Origin of the sequence: Pseudomonas izuensis (genome assembly GCF_002356535.2) — a bacterium.
In the GTDB taxonomy this organism is placed as follows: Bacteria; Pseudomonadota; Gammaproteobacteria; order Pseudomonadales; family Pseudomonadaceae; genus Aquipseudomonas; species Aquipseudomonas izuensis.
In genome coordinates, this window is the sequence record NZ_AP017423.2 from 5,405,726 (window position 1) to 5,420,543 (window position 14,818).

Consider the following 14,818-nt stretch of genomic DNA (forward strand, 5'->3'; position numbering starts at 1 on the left):
AATCAAGGAAATCCATATGGACCGCGTGCGAAATCTCCTGGAGCAGATCCAGAATCGCCTTGAAGAGCTGAACAAGGCCGAACGCAAAGTCGCCGAGGTGATCCTGCTCAACCCACAGCAGGCCACCCGGTTCAGCATCGCCGCCCTCGCCCAGGCCGCGTCGGTCAGTGAGCCGACGGTCAACCGTTTCTGCCGTTCGTTCGGCGTCAGCGGCTACCCCGAACTCAAATTGCAATTGGCCCAGAGCCTGGCCAGCGGCGCGGCGTACGTCAGCCGCGCGGTGGAGGCCGACGACAATCCGGAAGCCTATACCCAGAAAATCTTCGGCAGCGCCATCGCGTCCCTGGACAGCGCTTGCCAGGCACTGGACCCGAACCTGATCAGCCGCGCCGTCGACCTGTTGATCCAGGCCCGGCAGATCCACTTCTTCGGTCTCGGCGCCTCAGCCCCCGTGGCCCTGGATGCGCAGCACAAGTTCTTCCGTTTCAACCTGGCCGTGACCGCCCACGCCGACGTGCTGATGCAGCGCATGATTGCTTCGGTGGCACACACCGGCGAGCTGTTCGTGATCATTTCCTACACCGGCCGCACCCGCGAACTGGTGGAAGTGGCACGCATCGCCCGGGAAAACGGCGCATCGGTGCTCGGTTTGACCGCAGAGAACTCGCCCCTGGCCAAGGCCAGTACCTTGAGCCTGAACATTCCGCTGCCGGAAGACACCGACATCTACATGCCGATGACCTCGCGGATCATCCAGCTGACCGTGCTGGACGTACTGGCGACCGGCATGACCTTGCGTCGGGGCGTGGATTTCCAGCCGCATTTGCGCAAGATCAAAGAGAGCTTGAATGCGAGTCGGTATCCGGTGGGTGACGAGTTCAACTGATCCGGCATTTTCATTGTCTGAGCGGGCCTCTTCGCTGGCAAGCCAGCTCCCACAGTGTCTGCGTCGAACACAAAACCTGTGACCGCCGCGGTTACTGTGGGAGCGGGCTTGCCCGCGATGGCGTCAGCGGCGCCACCGCAAAATCAGGCCCCCACGCGCGCCTGCAAACTCAAATGCGCCCGCTCCCCAGGCTTCAGGCACAGACTGTCAGTCCCGCCGCTCGCAGCCTCCACGCAAACGAACTCCGATATCTCATTCCAGCTCACGCCCAGCAACGGCCGCGAGCCCGGGTGCCAGACCACCGTGTCCGCCGCATCGCCGGTATCGATGCACAGCGCCCGCTGCCAGGCGTGATCATTGAGCTGCAGCTCGCCGTCATGCTGGAACACCCGCTGACAGCCGCCATCGACGCGCAACTCACCTTCCTGCTGACAAACCTGCCGGTTCAACTGGTCGTAACCTTGCGCGCCGTCGAGTCCAGACAGCGCTACCTCGCCGACGTCACCAATACGCCAGTAAGCGTGCAACGCCTGACTCAATTGGCAGGGAAGGCTGTCGTGATGCTCGGTGCTCAAGCGCAGGTCCATGCGCTCCCCGAGGTGCGCGTGCAGGTCCACTTGCCAGTCGCACAACTGAAGTTGCCAGTGCAGGCGCACGCCGTCGTTTTCACTGCTGCTGTCGATCAGCTTCCAGTCGAGCAAACGTGCCCAGCCGTGGGAAGGCCAGGCATTCTCGCTTGGATGGCGGCCATACCAAGGCCAGCACACCGGCACGCCACCGCGAATGGCCCCGACCTGCGGCCACTTCGCCGCGCACCACAACCAGGGTTTCTGGCCCTTGGGCTGGAAATGCAACAACTGCGCGCCCTGACGACTGAACACCGCCTGACACAGCGGATGATCGATCACCAACACGTCGCGCTTCTGATAGCGCTCCCACGCAAACACCGGCCGTTCGCGCAAGGATTTGAAGAAGCGTTGTAGCGGATGCTCAAGCATGTGCCACGGTCCTGAAAATCATCTTTACCTGGGTGCGCCACCCCAAAAAAAAGCGGACAGCCATGGCTGTCCGCAAAATGCGCACATGGAGAGGAGCTTATCGCAACAACGTCAGAACACCGACTGAATTTTCAGGCCAGCGACCAGTGCGTTATCCACTTCATCCACACCGCCCGGGTGAGTGATGTATTGCAGATTGGGACGCACGGTCAGCCAGTTGGTCACGTGGAAGCCGTAGTTGAGCTCGTAGTTGTACTCGGTCTCACGCAACGGGGAGAACAGTGGGTCCTCGTACTCGGTGACACCATTGGCAGCGTTGGTCAGCTCGGCGTTTTTCTTCACGTCATCGTTGACATGGATACGGGCGAAACCAATGCCGACGTCATCTTTTGGACGCGCATCGAACGGGCCCTTGTACACAAACATCAGCGACTGGTAGTTGTCGACGATGTTGGTGTCCTTGTCATGGAAAGTGGCGTTGGCGGCAACGCTCAGACCGCGGGACTTGTCACCGTTGTGGCTGGTCAGCTGTTGCTGCGCAACGAACCAGTAGCCGTGCTTGCTGTCGTGGCTGCGAAAGGCGTTGCCGGTGGTGGCCGCATCATTGCCGTTGTCGTCTTTGCGAACGTCGTCGGCGTTGGACGTGCTTTTGTAGTAACCGACACGGTATTCGCCCGGCAGGTTGCCAGGGTTCGGCAACCACACCAGCTCGACCGGCAAGACGGTGCCATTGGTCCCGCTGCCACTGAGCTTGAAGCCGTTACCGTGCTCCAGTTGCGAGGTGTTCTGGTTGTACGCGCCGATCTGCGCATAGAACTCAGGCGAGATGTTGTACTTCACACGGATCGCGGCCTGGCTGACCGGCCAGTTGTACCAGATGTTGGTCGCCCAGTTACCCACCTGGGAACCGCAGAACGCCAGGTTCTGGAACTCGCAAGGGAAGGTGTTGAAGTCTTCGCCTTCGCCGAAGTAACCGGCCTTGACGTCCAATTTGCCGTCGAGGAACTGGTGCTTGATCCACAGCTGGGTCAGTCGGACCATGTGGCCACGGCCGAAGACTTCCTGGGAGGAACTCAAGGTGCCGGCACGCGGATCGCCGACGCGGTCATTGGAGATGTTTTCACCGTTACGGTTGGTGAGCTGGATCTTGGCCTGGGTGTTATCCCAGCCCAGCAGTTTTTGCAGGTCCAGCGCCGCGCCCAGGCCAAACTGGTCGGAGTAACGCGCAGTCTTGTCGTTGTTGAAACCGCCGTGAAGGTTGGCGCCCACTTCACCGACATAGTCCATCTTGATGTCGATACCTTGCTCGATCAGCCGGGTCCGTTCACCACCCCAATCACCGGTCATCCATTCGGAGTCGGCGCTAAACGCATCAGCCGCGTGCACGCTACCGGCCAGCATCATGGCCGCAACGGCCGATAACTGGCAGATAAGCTGAGCGTTGTTGTTCTTCTTCATCCCTACATCCTCGTCTTATTGTTATTAACTGTTTTTATCTAACGCGGTTACATCAGTTGGGAGATGCCCCTTGTGGGAGCGAGCCTGCTCGCGAAGGCGGTGTGTCAGACGACATCTATGTTGAATGTCAGACCGTATTCGTCGGAGCGCCGCCCGGAGCCGGCTCGCTCCCACAGGGGGATTACCCACAGTTTTTGATCTTCAGCGGCCTTTGAATTGGGCGACGTTGTCAGCGTGGCTCTCGGCTTTCGGCAGGCCGGCAGCCCCCAGGCGTTCACCGGTCTTGGCATCGAACAGCAGCACTTTCGCCGGATCGAATTGCAGGGTCAGGGTCTCGCCCACCGCCGGTGCAACATCCGGTGAGAGGCGGCAGCAGACCTTGGTGTTGTTGAGATTGACGAAGACCAGTGTGTCGGGACCGGTCGGTTCGGTGACCTGCACTTCGGCGCGGATGGTCGGCAAACCGTTCGCCTCGCCGTTGGCCAGGACAATCTGTTCGGGACGCATGCCAAGGATCACTTCGCGGTCTTCAAGACCGGCGTCCTGCATGCCCAGCGGCAATTCGCAACGGGCCTGGCCGCTGTCGAGCAACGCCAGCAGGCGCCCGTCCTTGCGCTGCAAACGCAACGGGATGAAATTCATCGGCGGCGAACCGATGAAGCTCGCCACGAACAGGTTGGCCGGGTTGTTGTAGATATCTTTCGGCGTGCCGAATTGCTGAATGATCCCGTCCTTCATCACCGCCACCTTGTCGCCCAGGGTCATGGCTTCGATCTGGTCGTGGGTCACGTAGACCGTGGTGGTTTTCAGGCGCTGGTGCATCAGTTTCATTTCGGTACGCATCTCGACCCGCAGCTTGGCGTCGAGGTTGGACAGCGGTTCGTCGAACAGATAAATCTTCGGCCGCCGCGCCAACGCACGGCCCATCGCCACCCGCTGTTGCTGACCACCGGAAAGTTGACCGGGCTTGCGGTTGAGCAGGTGTTCGATCTGCAACAGCTTGGCGACGCGAGCGACTTCTTCGTCGATGTCGGCAGTCGGCATTTTGCGAATCTTCAGGCCGAAGGCGATGTTGTCCCGCACGCTCATGGTGGGGTACAGCGCATAGGACTGGAACACCATGGCGATGTCGCGATCCTTCGGGCTCATGCCGCTGATGTCGGCATCATCCACCAGGATCGCGCCGCCGCTGATGGTTTCCAGGCCCGCGATGCAATTCATCAAGGTGGATTTGCCGCAACCGGACGGACCGACCAGGATCAAAAATTCCCCGTCATCGATCTTCAGTTCGATGTTCTTCAGGGTGTCCGGCAAACCGGCGCCGTAGGTCTTGTTGACGTTGCGTAATTCGAGAGTTGCCATGTTTCTACCCCTTGACCGCGCCGGACGTCAGCCCACGCAGGAAATACTTGCCAGCGAATATGTAGACCAACAGTGTCGGCAGCCCGGCGATCATCGCGGCGGCCATATCAACGTTGTATTCCTTGGTCCCGGTGCTGGTGTTGACCAGATTGTTCAGCGCCACGGTAATCGGCTGGGCATCGCCACTGGCGAACACCACGCCGAACAGGAAGTCATTCCAGATCTGGGTGAACTGCCAGATCAGGCAGACCATCACGATCGGGATCGACATCGGCAGCAGGATCTTCCAGAAGATCGTGAAGAAACCTGCGCCATCCAGACGTGCAGCCTTGACCAGGGCATCCGGAATGCTCACGTAGTAGTTACGGAAGAACAGTGTGGTGAACGCCAGGCCGTAGACCACGTGCACCAGCACCAGGCCCGAGGTGGTGTTCGCCAGGCCGAACTTGCCGAGGGTGAACGAGGCCGGTAGCAGCACGGTCTGGAACGGCAGGAAGCAGCCGAACAGCAACAGGCCGAAGAACAGTTGCGAACCGCGGAAGCGCCACATCGACAGCACGTAACCGTTCATGGCACCGATGAAGGTCGAGATCAGCACCGCCGGTACGGTAATTTTCACCGAGTTCCAGAAGTAACCGCCCACCACATCCCAGGCCTTGATCCAGCCAATGCCGTCGATCACGGCCGGCCAGCTCAACAGGTTGCCGGTGCGGATGTCTTCCGGCGTTTTGAAGCTGGTCAGCAGCATCACCACCAGCGGGATCAAGTAGACCGCAGCGGCCAGTAACAGCGTTGTGTAAATCGCGACTCGGCTGAAGCTCAGGCCGCGCTTTCCGAATTGATCAGTCATGGCGTTTGCCTCGCAGCTCGGAGTACAGGTACGGCACGAGGATGGTCAGCACGGCACCGAGCATCAGCATGGCGCTGGCCGAACCGATGCCCATCTGGCCACGGCTGAAGGTGAAGGAGTACATGAACATCGCCGGCAGGTCGGACGAGTAGCCGGGACCGCCGGCGGTCATCGCCGCCACCAGGTCGAAGCTCTTGATCGCAATGTGCGCGAGGATCATGAAGGCGCTGAAGAACACCGGGCGCAGGCTCGGCAGTACGATCTTCAGGTAGATGGTCGGCAGGCTCGCACCGTCGACTTGCGCGGCACGGATGATCGACTGATCGACACCGCGCAGGCCGGCGAGGAACATCGCCATCACAAAACCGGAGGCTTGCCACACGGCGGCGATCACCAGGCAATACACCACGCGATCCTGATCCACCAGCCAGTCCAGCCGGAAGCCTTCCCAGCCCCAGTCACGCAGCATCTTGTCCAGGCCAAGGCCTGGGTTGAGCAGCCATTTCCACGCGGTACCGGTGACGATCATCGATAGCGCCATCGGGTACAGGTAGACGGTGCGGATGAAGCCTTCCTTGCGGATGCGCTGGTCCAGCAGCACCGCGAGGAACACGCCCAGCACCAGGCTGATACCGATGAACAGGCCGCCGAACAGTGCGAGGTTTTTGCTCGCGACCCACCAGCGGTCGTTGTCCATCAGGCGCATGTATTGCTGCAGGCCAACCCACTTGTAGCTCGGCATGAAGCTGGAATTGGTGAAGGACAGAATGAACGTCCAGATGATGTAACCGTAAAAGCCAACCAACACGATCAGCATGCTCGGCGCCAGTACCAACTTGGGTAACCAGCGTTGCAGCGCATCGAACGGTGAGGCTTTGCTGAAAACCGCCACAGAGCTCATCGGGATAATCCAGGTTAGATGTAAAGGATCGGAGTGCGATCCCTTGTAGGAACCAGCCTGCTGGCGATGGAGTGTCAGTCGACATCTGTGTATCTGACACACCATCGCGAGCAGGCTCGCTCCTACAGGGGCTCACTCGGTGCTGAGGATTACTGGGCCGCTTTGACCGCCGACGCCAGTTGAGCACTGGCCTTGGCCGGGTCGGCGTCCTTGTCGTTCATGAAGTTGGTGACCACGTCGAAGATCGCGCCTTGCACGGCCAGAGAGGTGGCCATGTTGTGCGCCATGCTTGGTTGCAGGCCGCCGGTCTTGTCGTCCGCGATGAAGTCCTTCGCCGACTTCTGGGCACACTCGTCGAAACCGAGCTTGTCCATTTCGTTCAGCATGTCGTTACGCACCGGGATCGAACCCTTGTTCATGCTGAAGACTTTCTGGAAGTCGGTACCCAATGCGACCTTGGCCAGGTCTTGCTGGGCAGCGATGTCACCCTTGCGATCGGCCTTGAGCTTGAACACCGCCAGGGAGTCGATGTTGTAGGTGAAGGCTTTTTCAGTGCCCGGGAACGCTACGCACTGGTAGTCCTTGCCGGCGACTTTCTTCGCGGCGGTCCATTCGCTTTTCGCCCAGTCGCCCATCATCTGCATGCCGGCCTTGCCGTTGATGACGTCGGCGGCGGCGATGTTCCAGTCACGACCGGCGCGGTTCGGGTCCATGTAACCGGTGATCTTTTTCAGCTCGGCGAACGACTTGGTCATCTCAGGGCCGGACAGGGTTTTCTGATCGAGATCCACCAGGGCTTTCTTGTAACCGTCAGCGCCCATAACCGAGAGCACCACGTCTTCGAACACGGTGCTGTCCTGCCACGGCTGGCCACCGTGAGCGAGCGCGATGAAGCCGGCGGCTTTCAGCTTGTCGCCCGCTGCATAGAATTCTTCGAGGGTGGTCGGGGCCTTGTCGATCCCGGCTTTCTTGAACACTTCCGGGTTGATCCACAGCCAGTTGACGCGGTGGATGTTCACCGGCACGGCTACGTAATCGCCTTCGTACTTCACGGTGTCGGAGACTTTCTTCGACAGCAGGCCATCCCAGTTTTCCGCCTTGGAAACGTCTTTCAACGCGTCGGTGCTGAGCAGGCCGGTGCTGCCCCACTCCTGGATGTCCGGGCCTTTGATCTGGGCAACGCCCGGCGGATTGCCGGCGACGGCGCGGCTCTTGAGAACGGTCATGGCCGTGGAACCGCCACCACCGGCGACTGCGCCGTCCTTCCAGGTGAAGCCGTCTTTTTCGACTTGAGCCTTGAGGACATCGACCGCTGCCTTTTCACCACCGGACGTCCACCAGTGAACGACTTCAACGGAACCTTTGGATTCGGCAGCGAGGACACTGAGGGGGAGCGCAGACAGGGAAGCGAGAGAAATGACAGTAGCGAGGCGAGAAATCGCATTCATCTAGGAGCACCTTTCTTGTTGTTATGCATGCAAGTCTGTTGCTTGCGCTGCATAGGATTTTAAACAGGCGCCAACCCTTGGCAGGTAACGAAGGGACGCGCGAATGTCACCATATGGTTACACAGGAGCGCTCTGGGACAACGCTGCCAGAGCACTGGCCATGCTCGGCGCCAATGGCAGGCGCGGGATCAACAGGGCTTGCCAGGCGTGATAAAGATCCGGTTTGCCCGCCCAGATATCGGCGCTCGGGCGGTTCAACGGATCGAGTTCGTGGTGCCAGCTACCCTCGCAGCGGTCGATGAAATGACGGTCACAGAACTCCCAGAATAGTCGGTACCAGTGTTCGTACTGCGCATCGCCCGTACGCTTGAGCAAGGCACTGGCAGCGGCGCTGGCTTCGCAATGAGTCCAGTGCAGGCGGTGGCGAACCACGGCGCGATTGTCCCAGTCGAGGGTGTAGACAATGCCGGGCGCACCATCGACATCCCAGCCATGCAGGCAGTTTTGCTCGAAGAGTTTTTGCGCATCGGTGGCCAGCCAGCCCGGAGTGAGCATCCCGGCTCGCACTCGCGCCGCTTCGAGGTGCAACAACAGCCGTGCCCATTCGAAACCGTGCCCAGGCGTGGTGCCGTACGGGCGAAAACCGTCGGCCGGGTTGTCGCGGTTGTATTCACGCAACGGCTGCCAGTCGAGGTCGAAATGCTCGACCACCAGGTAGCCGTTGGTGGCGGCATGACCATGAATCACCCGTTCGACGATGCGCTGAGCCCGGCACAGCCAGCGCTTGTCGTCGGTGACATCGGCCAGTGCGAGAAAGGCTTCGGTGGCGTGCATGTTGCTGTTGGCACCGCGATAGGCTTCCTCTGCTTTCCAGTCACGGTTGAAGGACTCGCGCATGGCGCCCTCCTCCTCGCTCCAGAAATACGTGTCGATGATGTCGATGGCATCGTCGAGCAAGGCTTGCGCACCGGGACGTTGCGCAACCACAGCGGAACTGGCGGCCAGCGCCACGAAGGCATGCAGGTAGGCGTTCTTGCCGGTATTGCCGTCACGGTGTTCGGCGACGGCGAACCAGCCACCGTACAGCGCATCGCGCAACGGCCCGCGCAGGGCCTGGATGCCGTGATCCACCAGCTCGGCAAACCCCGGCAGGCCTTGGATATGGGCCAGGGCGAAGCTGTGGGTCATGCGCGCGGTGTTCATGGTTTCGGCTTGCGCGTCGGCCGGCAAACGACCTCGTTCGTCGAGATTGCCGAAGCCTTCGGGTAGCTTCGAAGCCTTGGCAAACGCCAGCAGGCGCAGGCCTTCGACGGCGAGCCATTGCTGATGGGCGGGTGCGTTCAGCCAACTGCTGAAGGCGGGTTGGAAGGTGTGCATGGGGGGCCTTTTTTGTTGTTATGACTGAGGGGAGTCTAAACAACGGGCCGGGGCGGGCTTGTAACGAAGGGGGTGGGTTATGTCACCGTTCAGTGACAATTGCCTTGAAGAATGTGTTGCATGGTCTGACGCCTTCGCGAGCAGGCTCGCTCCCACATTGGATTGGTATTAGACGCGAAACCACTGTGGGGGCGAGCCTGCTCGCGAAGAACGATAACGCGGTTTAACTAATCAACACTGCGCGGCAACTGCAACGTCACCCGCAACCCGCCTTCACGCAAATTCTGCAAACTCACTTCCCCCCCATGACTATGGGCAATGTTCCGGGCGATCCCCAGCCCCAACCCATACCCCTGTTGCTGCCCGGCCAGACGGAAGTGTGGCTCGAACACCTGCTCCAGCCGCTGCTCGGGAACCCCCGGCCCTTCGTCGTCGACATGCAGCACGAACGCACTGTCATCGTCATCGATGTGCAGGTGGGCGTTCTGTCCGTACTTCAAGGCGTTGTCGATCAGGTTGCCGATGCAACGCTTGAGCGCCAGCGGCTTGCCCGGATAAGCCGCCAGTGCCCGCCCCTGCTGGGTCACGCGGCCGTTGCCGTTCGGTGCCAGATAAGGTTCCACCAGACAATGGAGTACATGATTGAGATCCACCGGCTCGATGTTTTCGTGGATATCGGTGTCTTTCACGCATTGCAGCGCGCCTTTGACCAGCAACTCCAATTCGTCCAGATCACGGCCGAACTTGGCTTGCAGTTTTTCGTCTTCGAGCAATTCGACCCGCAGCCGCAACCGGGTGATCGGCGTGCGCAGGTCGTGGGAAATCGCGCTGAACAACTGACTGCGTTCGGTCAGGTAACGGCTGATGCGTTCGCGCATGGTGTTGAAGGCCCGGCCGACTTCGACCACTTCACTGCCGCCGCCCTCGGCTACCGGCTCGACGTCGGCGCCCAGCGACAAGTCCCGCGCCGCCCGCGCCAGACGCTTGAGTGGACGGCTCTGCCAATGCACCAACAGGCCAATGAACAACAGCAGAAAGCCGCTGGTGAGGACAATGAACCACACCTGTTGCGCCGGCAGGCCTTGTTCTTCAAGACTGGTGTAGGGTTCGGGCAACAACGAGGCGATGTACAGCCATTCACCGGGCGCCATCTGGATCTGCGTCACCAGCACCGGCGGGTTCACCGGTTCCAGCGTCAACGCGTAGTGCGCCCAGGAACGTGGTAGCTCGTCGAGTTTCAGGCCGCCATTGAAGATCCGCAGGTCCTCGGGGCTGACAAAGGTCACCGAGATATCGGTGTCCTGGCCCAGGGATTGGCGCAACACTTCATCCACCGCTTTGATCACCGCCGCCTTGCGCGGCGTGATCGGCAAGACTTCCATGCCCAGTGGTTTGTCGTTGAGCGTGACCACGAACCGCGTGCCGCCCATGCTGCGCAACTGATCGAGCACCAACGGCCGGAACGCCACCGGCAATGAACGGAAATAACTGACACTGGCGGTCATCGAATGGGCGAGGCTGCGGGCGCTGGTGACCAGGCCTTCAAGTTGCGTGGCGCGCAATTGCGAAACCCAGATCACGCTCGACAACGCCTGGGCGAACAGCACCGCCAGCAGGGTCAGCAGCAACATGCGCCCGAGCAGCGAGCGCGGCACCGGTACTCGTGCGGCGAGTTTGCGCAGGGACTCAGTGACCATTGTTGGCAATCACATTGGCCGCCAACTGGTAGCCGCTGCCCCGCACGGTGCGAATCAACCGTGGCGGCTTTTCCGTATCGCGCAGGCGCTGGCGCAGGCGACTGACGGCCATGTCGACGATGCGATCGAGCGGCATCAGTTCGCGGCCCCGGGTGGCGTTACCGATGGTGTCGCGGTCGAGGATTTCCTGAGGGTGATCGAGGAACAGTTTCAACAAGGCGAAATCGGCGCCGGACAGAATCACCTCTTCGCCATCGATGTGAAACAACCGGTGGCTGACCATGTCCAGCCGCCAGTCATCGAAAGCCAGCACTTCACCGCCGTTTCGTTCCTGCCCGAACTGGGCCCGGCGCAACAGGGCTTTGATGCGTGCCTGCAATTCACGGGGGCTGAAGGGTTTGCCCAGGTAATCGTCGGCACCCAGCTCCAGGCCGATGACCCGGTCGGCCTCGTCGGAACTGGCGGTGAGCATGATGATCGGCACCTGCGCTCGCTTGGGGTGCTGGCGAATCCAGCGACACAGACTGAAACCGTCCTCGTCCGGCAGCATCACGTCGAGGATCACCAGGTCGCTCGGCTGATCGTTCAACGCCTGCCGGAACCCGGCGCCATCGGGCGTGGTGCGGACCAGGAAACCGGCGCGGGTCAGGTAGGTGTCCAGCAACTCGCGTATCTCTTGATCGTCATCGACCAACAAAATCGACTTGTTGACTGAGCTCACGGGGCGGCGTCCTTGTTGTTTGAATTGGGCGGATTATGCCTGATCGAGCGTAAATCTATGTTGTCTGCTCCGGCCCCATCGCGAGCAAGCTTTGCTCCCACAGGTTTCGCTGCAGACCCTGTGGGAGCAATGCTTGCTCGCGATGAAGGCAACTCGGTCTTACATCTGGTCCAGCGCCACACCCGCGCCCACCAACCCGGAATACGGTGCCGTCACCAGCCACACCGGTATCCCCTTGAAGTAATCGCTCATGCAGCCCTTGTCGGCAAAGCACCGGGCGAAACCGCTTTCGAGGAAGAAATCGGCGAAGCGCGGAATCACGCCACCGACGATGTACACGCCACCGCGCGCACCCGTGGTCAATACGTTGTTACCGGCCACGCGACCGAGCCAGCAGCAGAATTGTTCGAGCACTTCCAGGGCAATCGGGTCGCCCGCCAGACCGGCAGCGGTGATCGCTTCCGGGGTGTCGAGTACCGGCGTGTGGCCGTCCACCGCACAGATCGCCCGGTAGACCCGAGGCAAACCACCGCCGCTCAACGCGGTTTCCGCGCTGACATGCCCGATCTCATTAAAGATGTGCTGCCACAACTGGGTTTCCCGCGGACTGCTCAGCGGCAAATCGACGTGACCACCCTCCCCCGGCAGCGCGGCAAAACGCCTTTCGCCGAGGTCGAGCAAGGTGCCTACGCCAAGGCCAGTACCCGGACCGATCACCACCGCAGGGCGCAGCGGCTCAGGCGTGCCTTCGCAGACCACGCGAAATTCGCCCGGCTGCAAACGCGTCATGCCCAGGGCCATCGCCGAGAAGTCATTGACCAGCAACAGTTGCTCGACCTGCAAGGTCCGGCAGAAGCCCTGGCGACTGAGGCGCCAGTGGTTGTTGGTGAACTTGAATTCATCACCGCTCACCGGGCCGGCCACCGACAGGCACACCGAGCCGATCGAACCCGGCGCCAGCCCCAAGCCGCTCAGGTAGAGGCTGATCGCCTCTTCCGGGCTGGCATGGTCGGCCGTCGCGAGCACCTGGACCGATTCCAGCTGCTGGTTTTTCCACAACGCGAACCGTGCGTTGGTCCCACCGATGTCACCGACCAAAGCCAGTTTCAATTAAGCGTCTCCAGGGCAGAAGTAAAGGCGCTGGCGCCCTGCTCCGCCGAGCTGAAGGCCATGCGCATGAAACCGAACAGCTCGCGACCGGTGCCGATGTTGTTGCCCAACAATCCCTTGGCCGGCGTGCGCGCTGCGAATTCTTCGGCGTCCACCTTAAGCTCCAAAGTGCCTTTGACGCCATCGACGCGGATGATATCGCCCTCTTGCACCCGCGCCAAAGCGCCGCCCACATAGGCTTCGGGACTGACGTGAATGGCTGCCGGGATTTTCCCCGAGGCCCCGGACATACGTCCGTCGGTCACCAGTGCGACCTTGAAGCCGCGATCCTGCAGCACGCCGAGGAACGGCGTCATTTTGTGCAGCTCCGGCATGCCGTTGGAGCGTGGGCCCTGGAAGCGCATTACCGCGACAAAATCCTTCTCCAGCAAACCGGCCTTGAACGCGTCGGCCAGATCCTGTTGATCCTGGAACACCATGGCCGGTGCTTCGACGATCTGGTTTTCCACGGCCACGGCCGACACCTTCATCACCCCGCGACCGAGGTTGCCTTCCATCACCCGCAAGCCGCCCTCTGGGGAGAACGCGCGAGCAACCGGGCGCAGGATGCTTTCATCGAGGCTTTCAGTGATGCCTTCGCGCCAGACCAGTTCACCGTTGTCGAGGAACGGTTCCTGGGTGTAACGGCTCAGGCCATGGCCCAGCACCGTGTTGACGTTCTCATGGAGCAGTCCGGCGTCCAGCAGTTCACGGATCAGGAACGACATGCCGCCCGCGGCCTGGAAGTGGTTGATGTCGGCCTTGCCGTTCGGATAGACGTGGCTCAGGGTCGGCACCACCTCGGAGAGGTCGGCCATGTCCTGCCAGGTCAACTGGATGCCTGCCGCCATGGCGATGGCCGGCATGTGCAGAGTGTGGTTGGTGGAACCACCGGTGGCGTGCAGGGCGACGATGGAGTTGACCAGCGAACGCTCGTCGACGATTTCGCCGATCGGCAGGTAGTTGCCGTTCTGCTTGGTCAGGCGTGTGACCTGATGCGCCGCTTCGCGGGTCAGGGCATCGCGCAAAGGCGTGTTCGGGTTGACGAAGGACGCGCCCGGCAAGTGCAGGCCCATGACTTCCATCAGCAGCTGGTTGGTGTTGGCGGTGCCGTAGAAGGTGCAGGTGCCGGGGCTGTGGTAGGAGTTCATTTCCGACTCCAGCAGCTCTTCGCGGCTGGCCTTGCCTTCGGCATAGCGCTGGCGCACGTCGGCTTTCTGCTTGTTGGAAATGCCCGACACCATTGGCCCGCCCGGGACGAAAATCATCGGCAGATGACCGAAGCGCAGCGCGCCCATCATCAGGCCCGGGACGATCTTGTCGCAGATGCCCAGCATCAGCGCGCCGTCGAACATGTTGTGGGACAAGGCCACGGCGGTGGACAAGGCGATCACTTCACGGCTCGGCAAGCTCAGCTCCATGCCTGGCTCGCCCTGGGTCACGCCATCGCACATGGCCGGGGTGCCTCCGGCGAACTGGCCGACCGAGCCGATCTCGCGCAGGGCCTTTTTGATCAGTTCCGGGAAGACTTCGTACGGCTGGTGCGCCGAGAGCATGTCGTTATATGACGAAACTATTGCGATGTTGGCGGAGTTCATCATCCGCAGGCTGTTCTTGTCATCGCTGCCGCAGCCGGCCACGCCGTGGGCGAAGTTGGCGCATTGCAGTTTCCCGCGCATGGGACCGTCGCTGGCCGCACCGCGAATCAGTGCAAGGTAAGCCTCACGCGTGGCGCGGCTGCGGGCGATAAGCCGTTCGGTGACCTCAAGGACGCGGGGATGCATGTGTAGAACTCCAGGCTAACGGATGTGGCGACCTGATTGTCTATGCTGATCAACAACCGTTGTCGATGGGATGACAGACGGCGTTGTTGACCATTGGGACCAGTTGATTCAGGTCACTCGTTGTAGATTGAACAAAATATTGCCATTAAAAAGGCTTGTTTTCTATTTTTTTACGAATAATCTTGTT

Annotated in this window: 12 protein-coding genes; 1 reads left to right on the forward strand and 11 read right to left on the reverse strand. The window is 60.9% G+C overall.

Translation table 11 applies throughout. The features are described 5' to 3' along the window. Positions 1-25: 25 nt before the first annotated feature. The gene (locus tag LAB08_RS24070; protein WP_170948639.1) at positions 26-886 is read left to right on the forward strand and encodes a MurR/RpiR family transcriptional regulator; all 861 of its coding nucleotides are present in this window, start codon (positions 26-28) and stop codon (positions 884-886) included. 143 nt (positions 887-1,029) lie between these two features. Here the strand turns inward: LAB08_RS24070 and LAB08_RS24075 are convergent, their stop codons facing one another. The 11 genes from LAB08_RS24075 to edd form a co-directional block, all read right to left on the reverse strand. Then, on the reverse strand, positions 1,030-1,884 hold the full coding sequence (locus tag LAB08_RS24075) for a D-hexose-6-phosphate mutarotase (protein ID WP_096509373.1): 855 nt from the start codon (positions 1,882-1,884) through the stop codon (positions 1,030-1,032). A 111-nt stretch (positions 1,885-1,995) separates the two neighbouring features. After that, complete coding sequence (locus LAB08_RS24080; RefSeq protein ID WP_096509372.1) at positions 1,996-3,342, reverse strand: carbohydrate porin; 1,347 nt, start codon at positions 3,340-3,342, stop codon at positions 1,996-1,998. Positions 3,343-3,543: 201 nt separating this feature from the next. Then, the gene (locus LAB08_RS24085) at positions 3,544-4,704 is read right to left on the reverse strand and encodes an ABC transporter ATP-binding protein (protein ID WP_096509371.1); all 1,161 of its coding nucleotides are present in this window, start codon (positions 4,702-4,704) and stop codon (positions 3,544-3,546) included. Between the two features lie 4 nt (positions 4,705-4,708). Further along, positions 4,709-5,554 carry a carbohydrate ABC transporter permease gene (locus tag LAB08_RS24090; protein ID WP_096509370.1) on the reverse strand — a complete coding sequence of 282 codons (846 nt, stop codon included), beginning with the start codon at positions 5,552-5,554 and terminating at the stop codon, positions 4,709-4,711. Further along, positions 5,547-6,455, reverse strand: coding sequence for a carbohydrate ABC transporter permease (locus LAB08_RS24095; RefSeq protein WP_096509369.1), 909 nt, complete (start codon positions 6,453-6,455; stop codon positions 5,547-5,549). Before LAB08_RS24095 ends, LAB08_RS24090 begins: the two co-directional genes overlap by 8 nt. A gap of 149 nt (positions 6,456-6,604) precedes the next feature. Next, positions 6,605-7,903, reverse strand: coding sequence for an ABC transporter substrate-binding protein (locus tag LAB08_RS24100; RefSeq protein WP_096509368.1), 1,299 nt, complete (start codon positions 7,901-7,903; stop codon positions 6,605-6,607). 117 nt (positions 7,904-8,020) lie between these two features. After that, a complete protein-coding gene (locus LAB08_RS24105) occupies positions 8,021-9,280 on the reverse strand; it encodes a D-mannose isomerase (RefSeq protein ID WP_096509367.1) in 1,260 nt (419 codons plus the stop codon). 227 nt (positions 9,281-9,507) lie between these two features. Next, complete coding sequence (locus LAB08_RS24110) at positions 9,508-10,935, reverse strand: ATP-binding protein (protein ID WP_436799366.1); 1,428 nt, start codon at positions 10,933-10,935, stop codon at positions 9,508-9,510. Positions 10,936-10,966: 31 nt separating this feature from the next. After that, positions 10,967-11,698 carry a response regulator gene (locus LAB08_RS24115; RefSeq protein ID WP_096509365.1) on the reverse strand — a complete coding sequence of 244 codons (732 nt, stop codon included), beginning with the start codon at positions 11,696-11,698 and terminating at the stop codon, positions 10,967-10,969. A gap of 159 nt (positions 11,699-11,857) precedes the next feature. Continuing rightward, positions 11,858-12,808, reverse strand: a complete 951-nt coding sequence (locus LAB08_RS24120) for a glucokinase (RefSeq protein ID WP_096509364.1) — start codon at positions 12,806-12,808, stop codon at positions 11,858-11,860. Next, complete coding sequence (gene edd / locus LAB08_RS24125; RefSeq protein WP_096509363.1) at positions 12,805-14,631, reverse strand: phosphogluconate dehydratase; 1,827 nt, start codon at positions 14,629-14,631, stop codon at positions 12,805-12,807. The genes LAB08_RS24120 and edd overlap by 4 nt, the downstream gene beginning before the upstream one ends. Between the last annotated feature and the right edge of the window lie 187 nt (positions 14,632-14,818).

Bases quoted from the DNA above. Each gene is read 5' to 3' on its own strand.
- LAB08_RS24075 (WP_096509373.1), bottom strand. From the start codon at position 1,884: ATGCTTGAGCATCCGCTACAACGCTTCTTCAAATCCTTGCGCGAACGG.
- LAB08_RS24080 (WP_096509372.1), bottom strand. From the start codon at position 3,342: ATGAAGAAGAACAACAACGCTCAGCTTATCTGCCAGTTATCGGCCGTT.
- LAB08_RS24085 (WP_096509371.1), bottom strand. From the start codon at position 4,704: ATGGCAACTCTCGAATTACGCAACGTCAACAAGACCTACGGCGCCGGT.
- LAB08_RS24090 (WP_096509370.1), bottom strand. From the start codon at position 5,554: ATGACTGATCAATTCGGAAAGCGCGGCCTGAGCTTCAGCCGAGTCGCG.
- LAB08_RS24095 (WP_096509369.1), bottom strand. From the start codon at position 6,455: ATGAGCTCTGTGGCGGTTTTCAGCAAAGCCTCACCGTTCGATGCGCTG.
- LAB08_RS24100 (WP_096509368.1), bottom strand. From the start codon at position 7,903: ATGAATGCGATTTCTCGCCTCGCTACTGTCATTTCTCTCGCTTCCCTG.
- LAB08_RS24105 (WP_096509367.1), bottom strand. From the start codon at position 9,280: ATGCACACCTTCCAACCCGCCTTCAGCAGTTGGCTGAACGCACCCGCC.
- edd (WP_096509363.1), bottom strand. From the start codon at position 14,631: ATGCATCCCCGCGTCCTTGAGGTCACCGAACGGCTTATCGCCCGCAGC.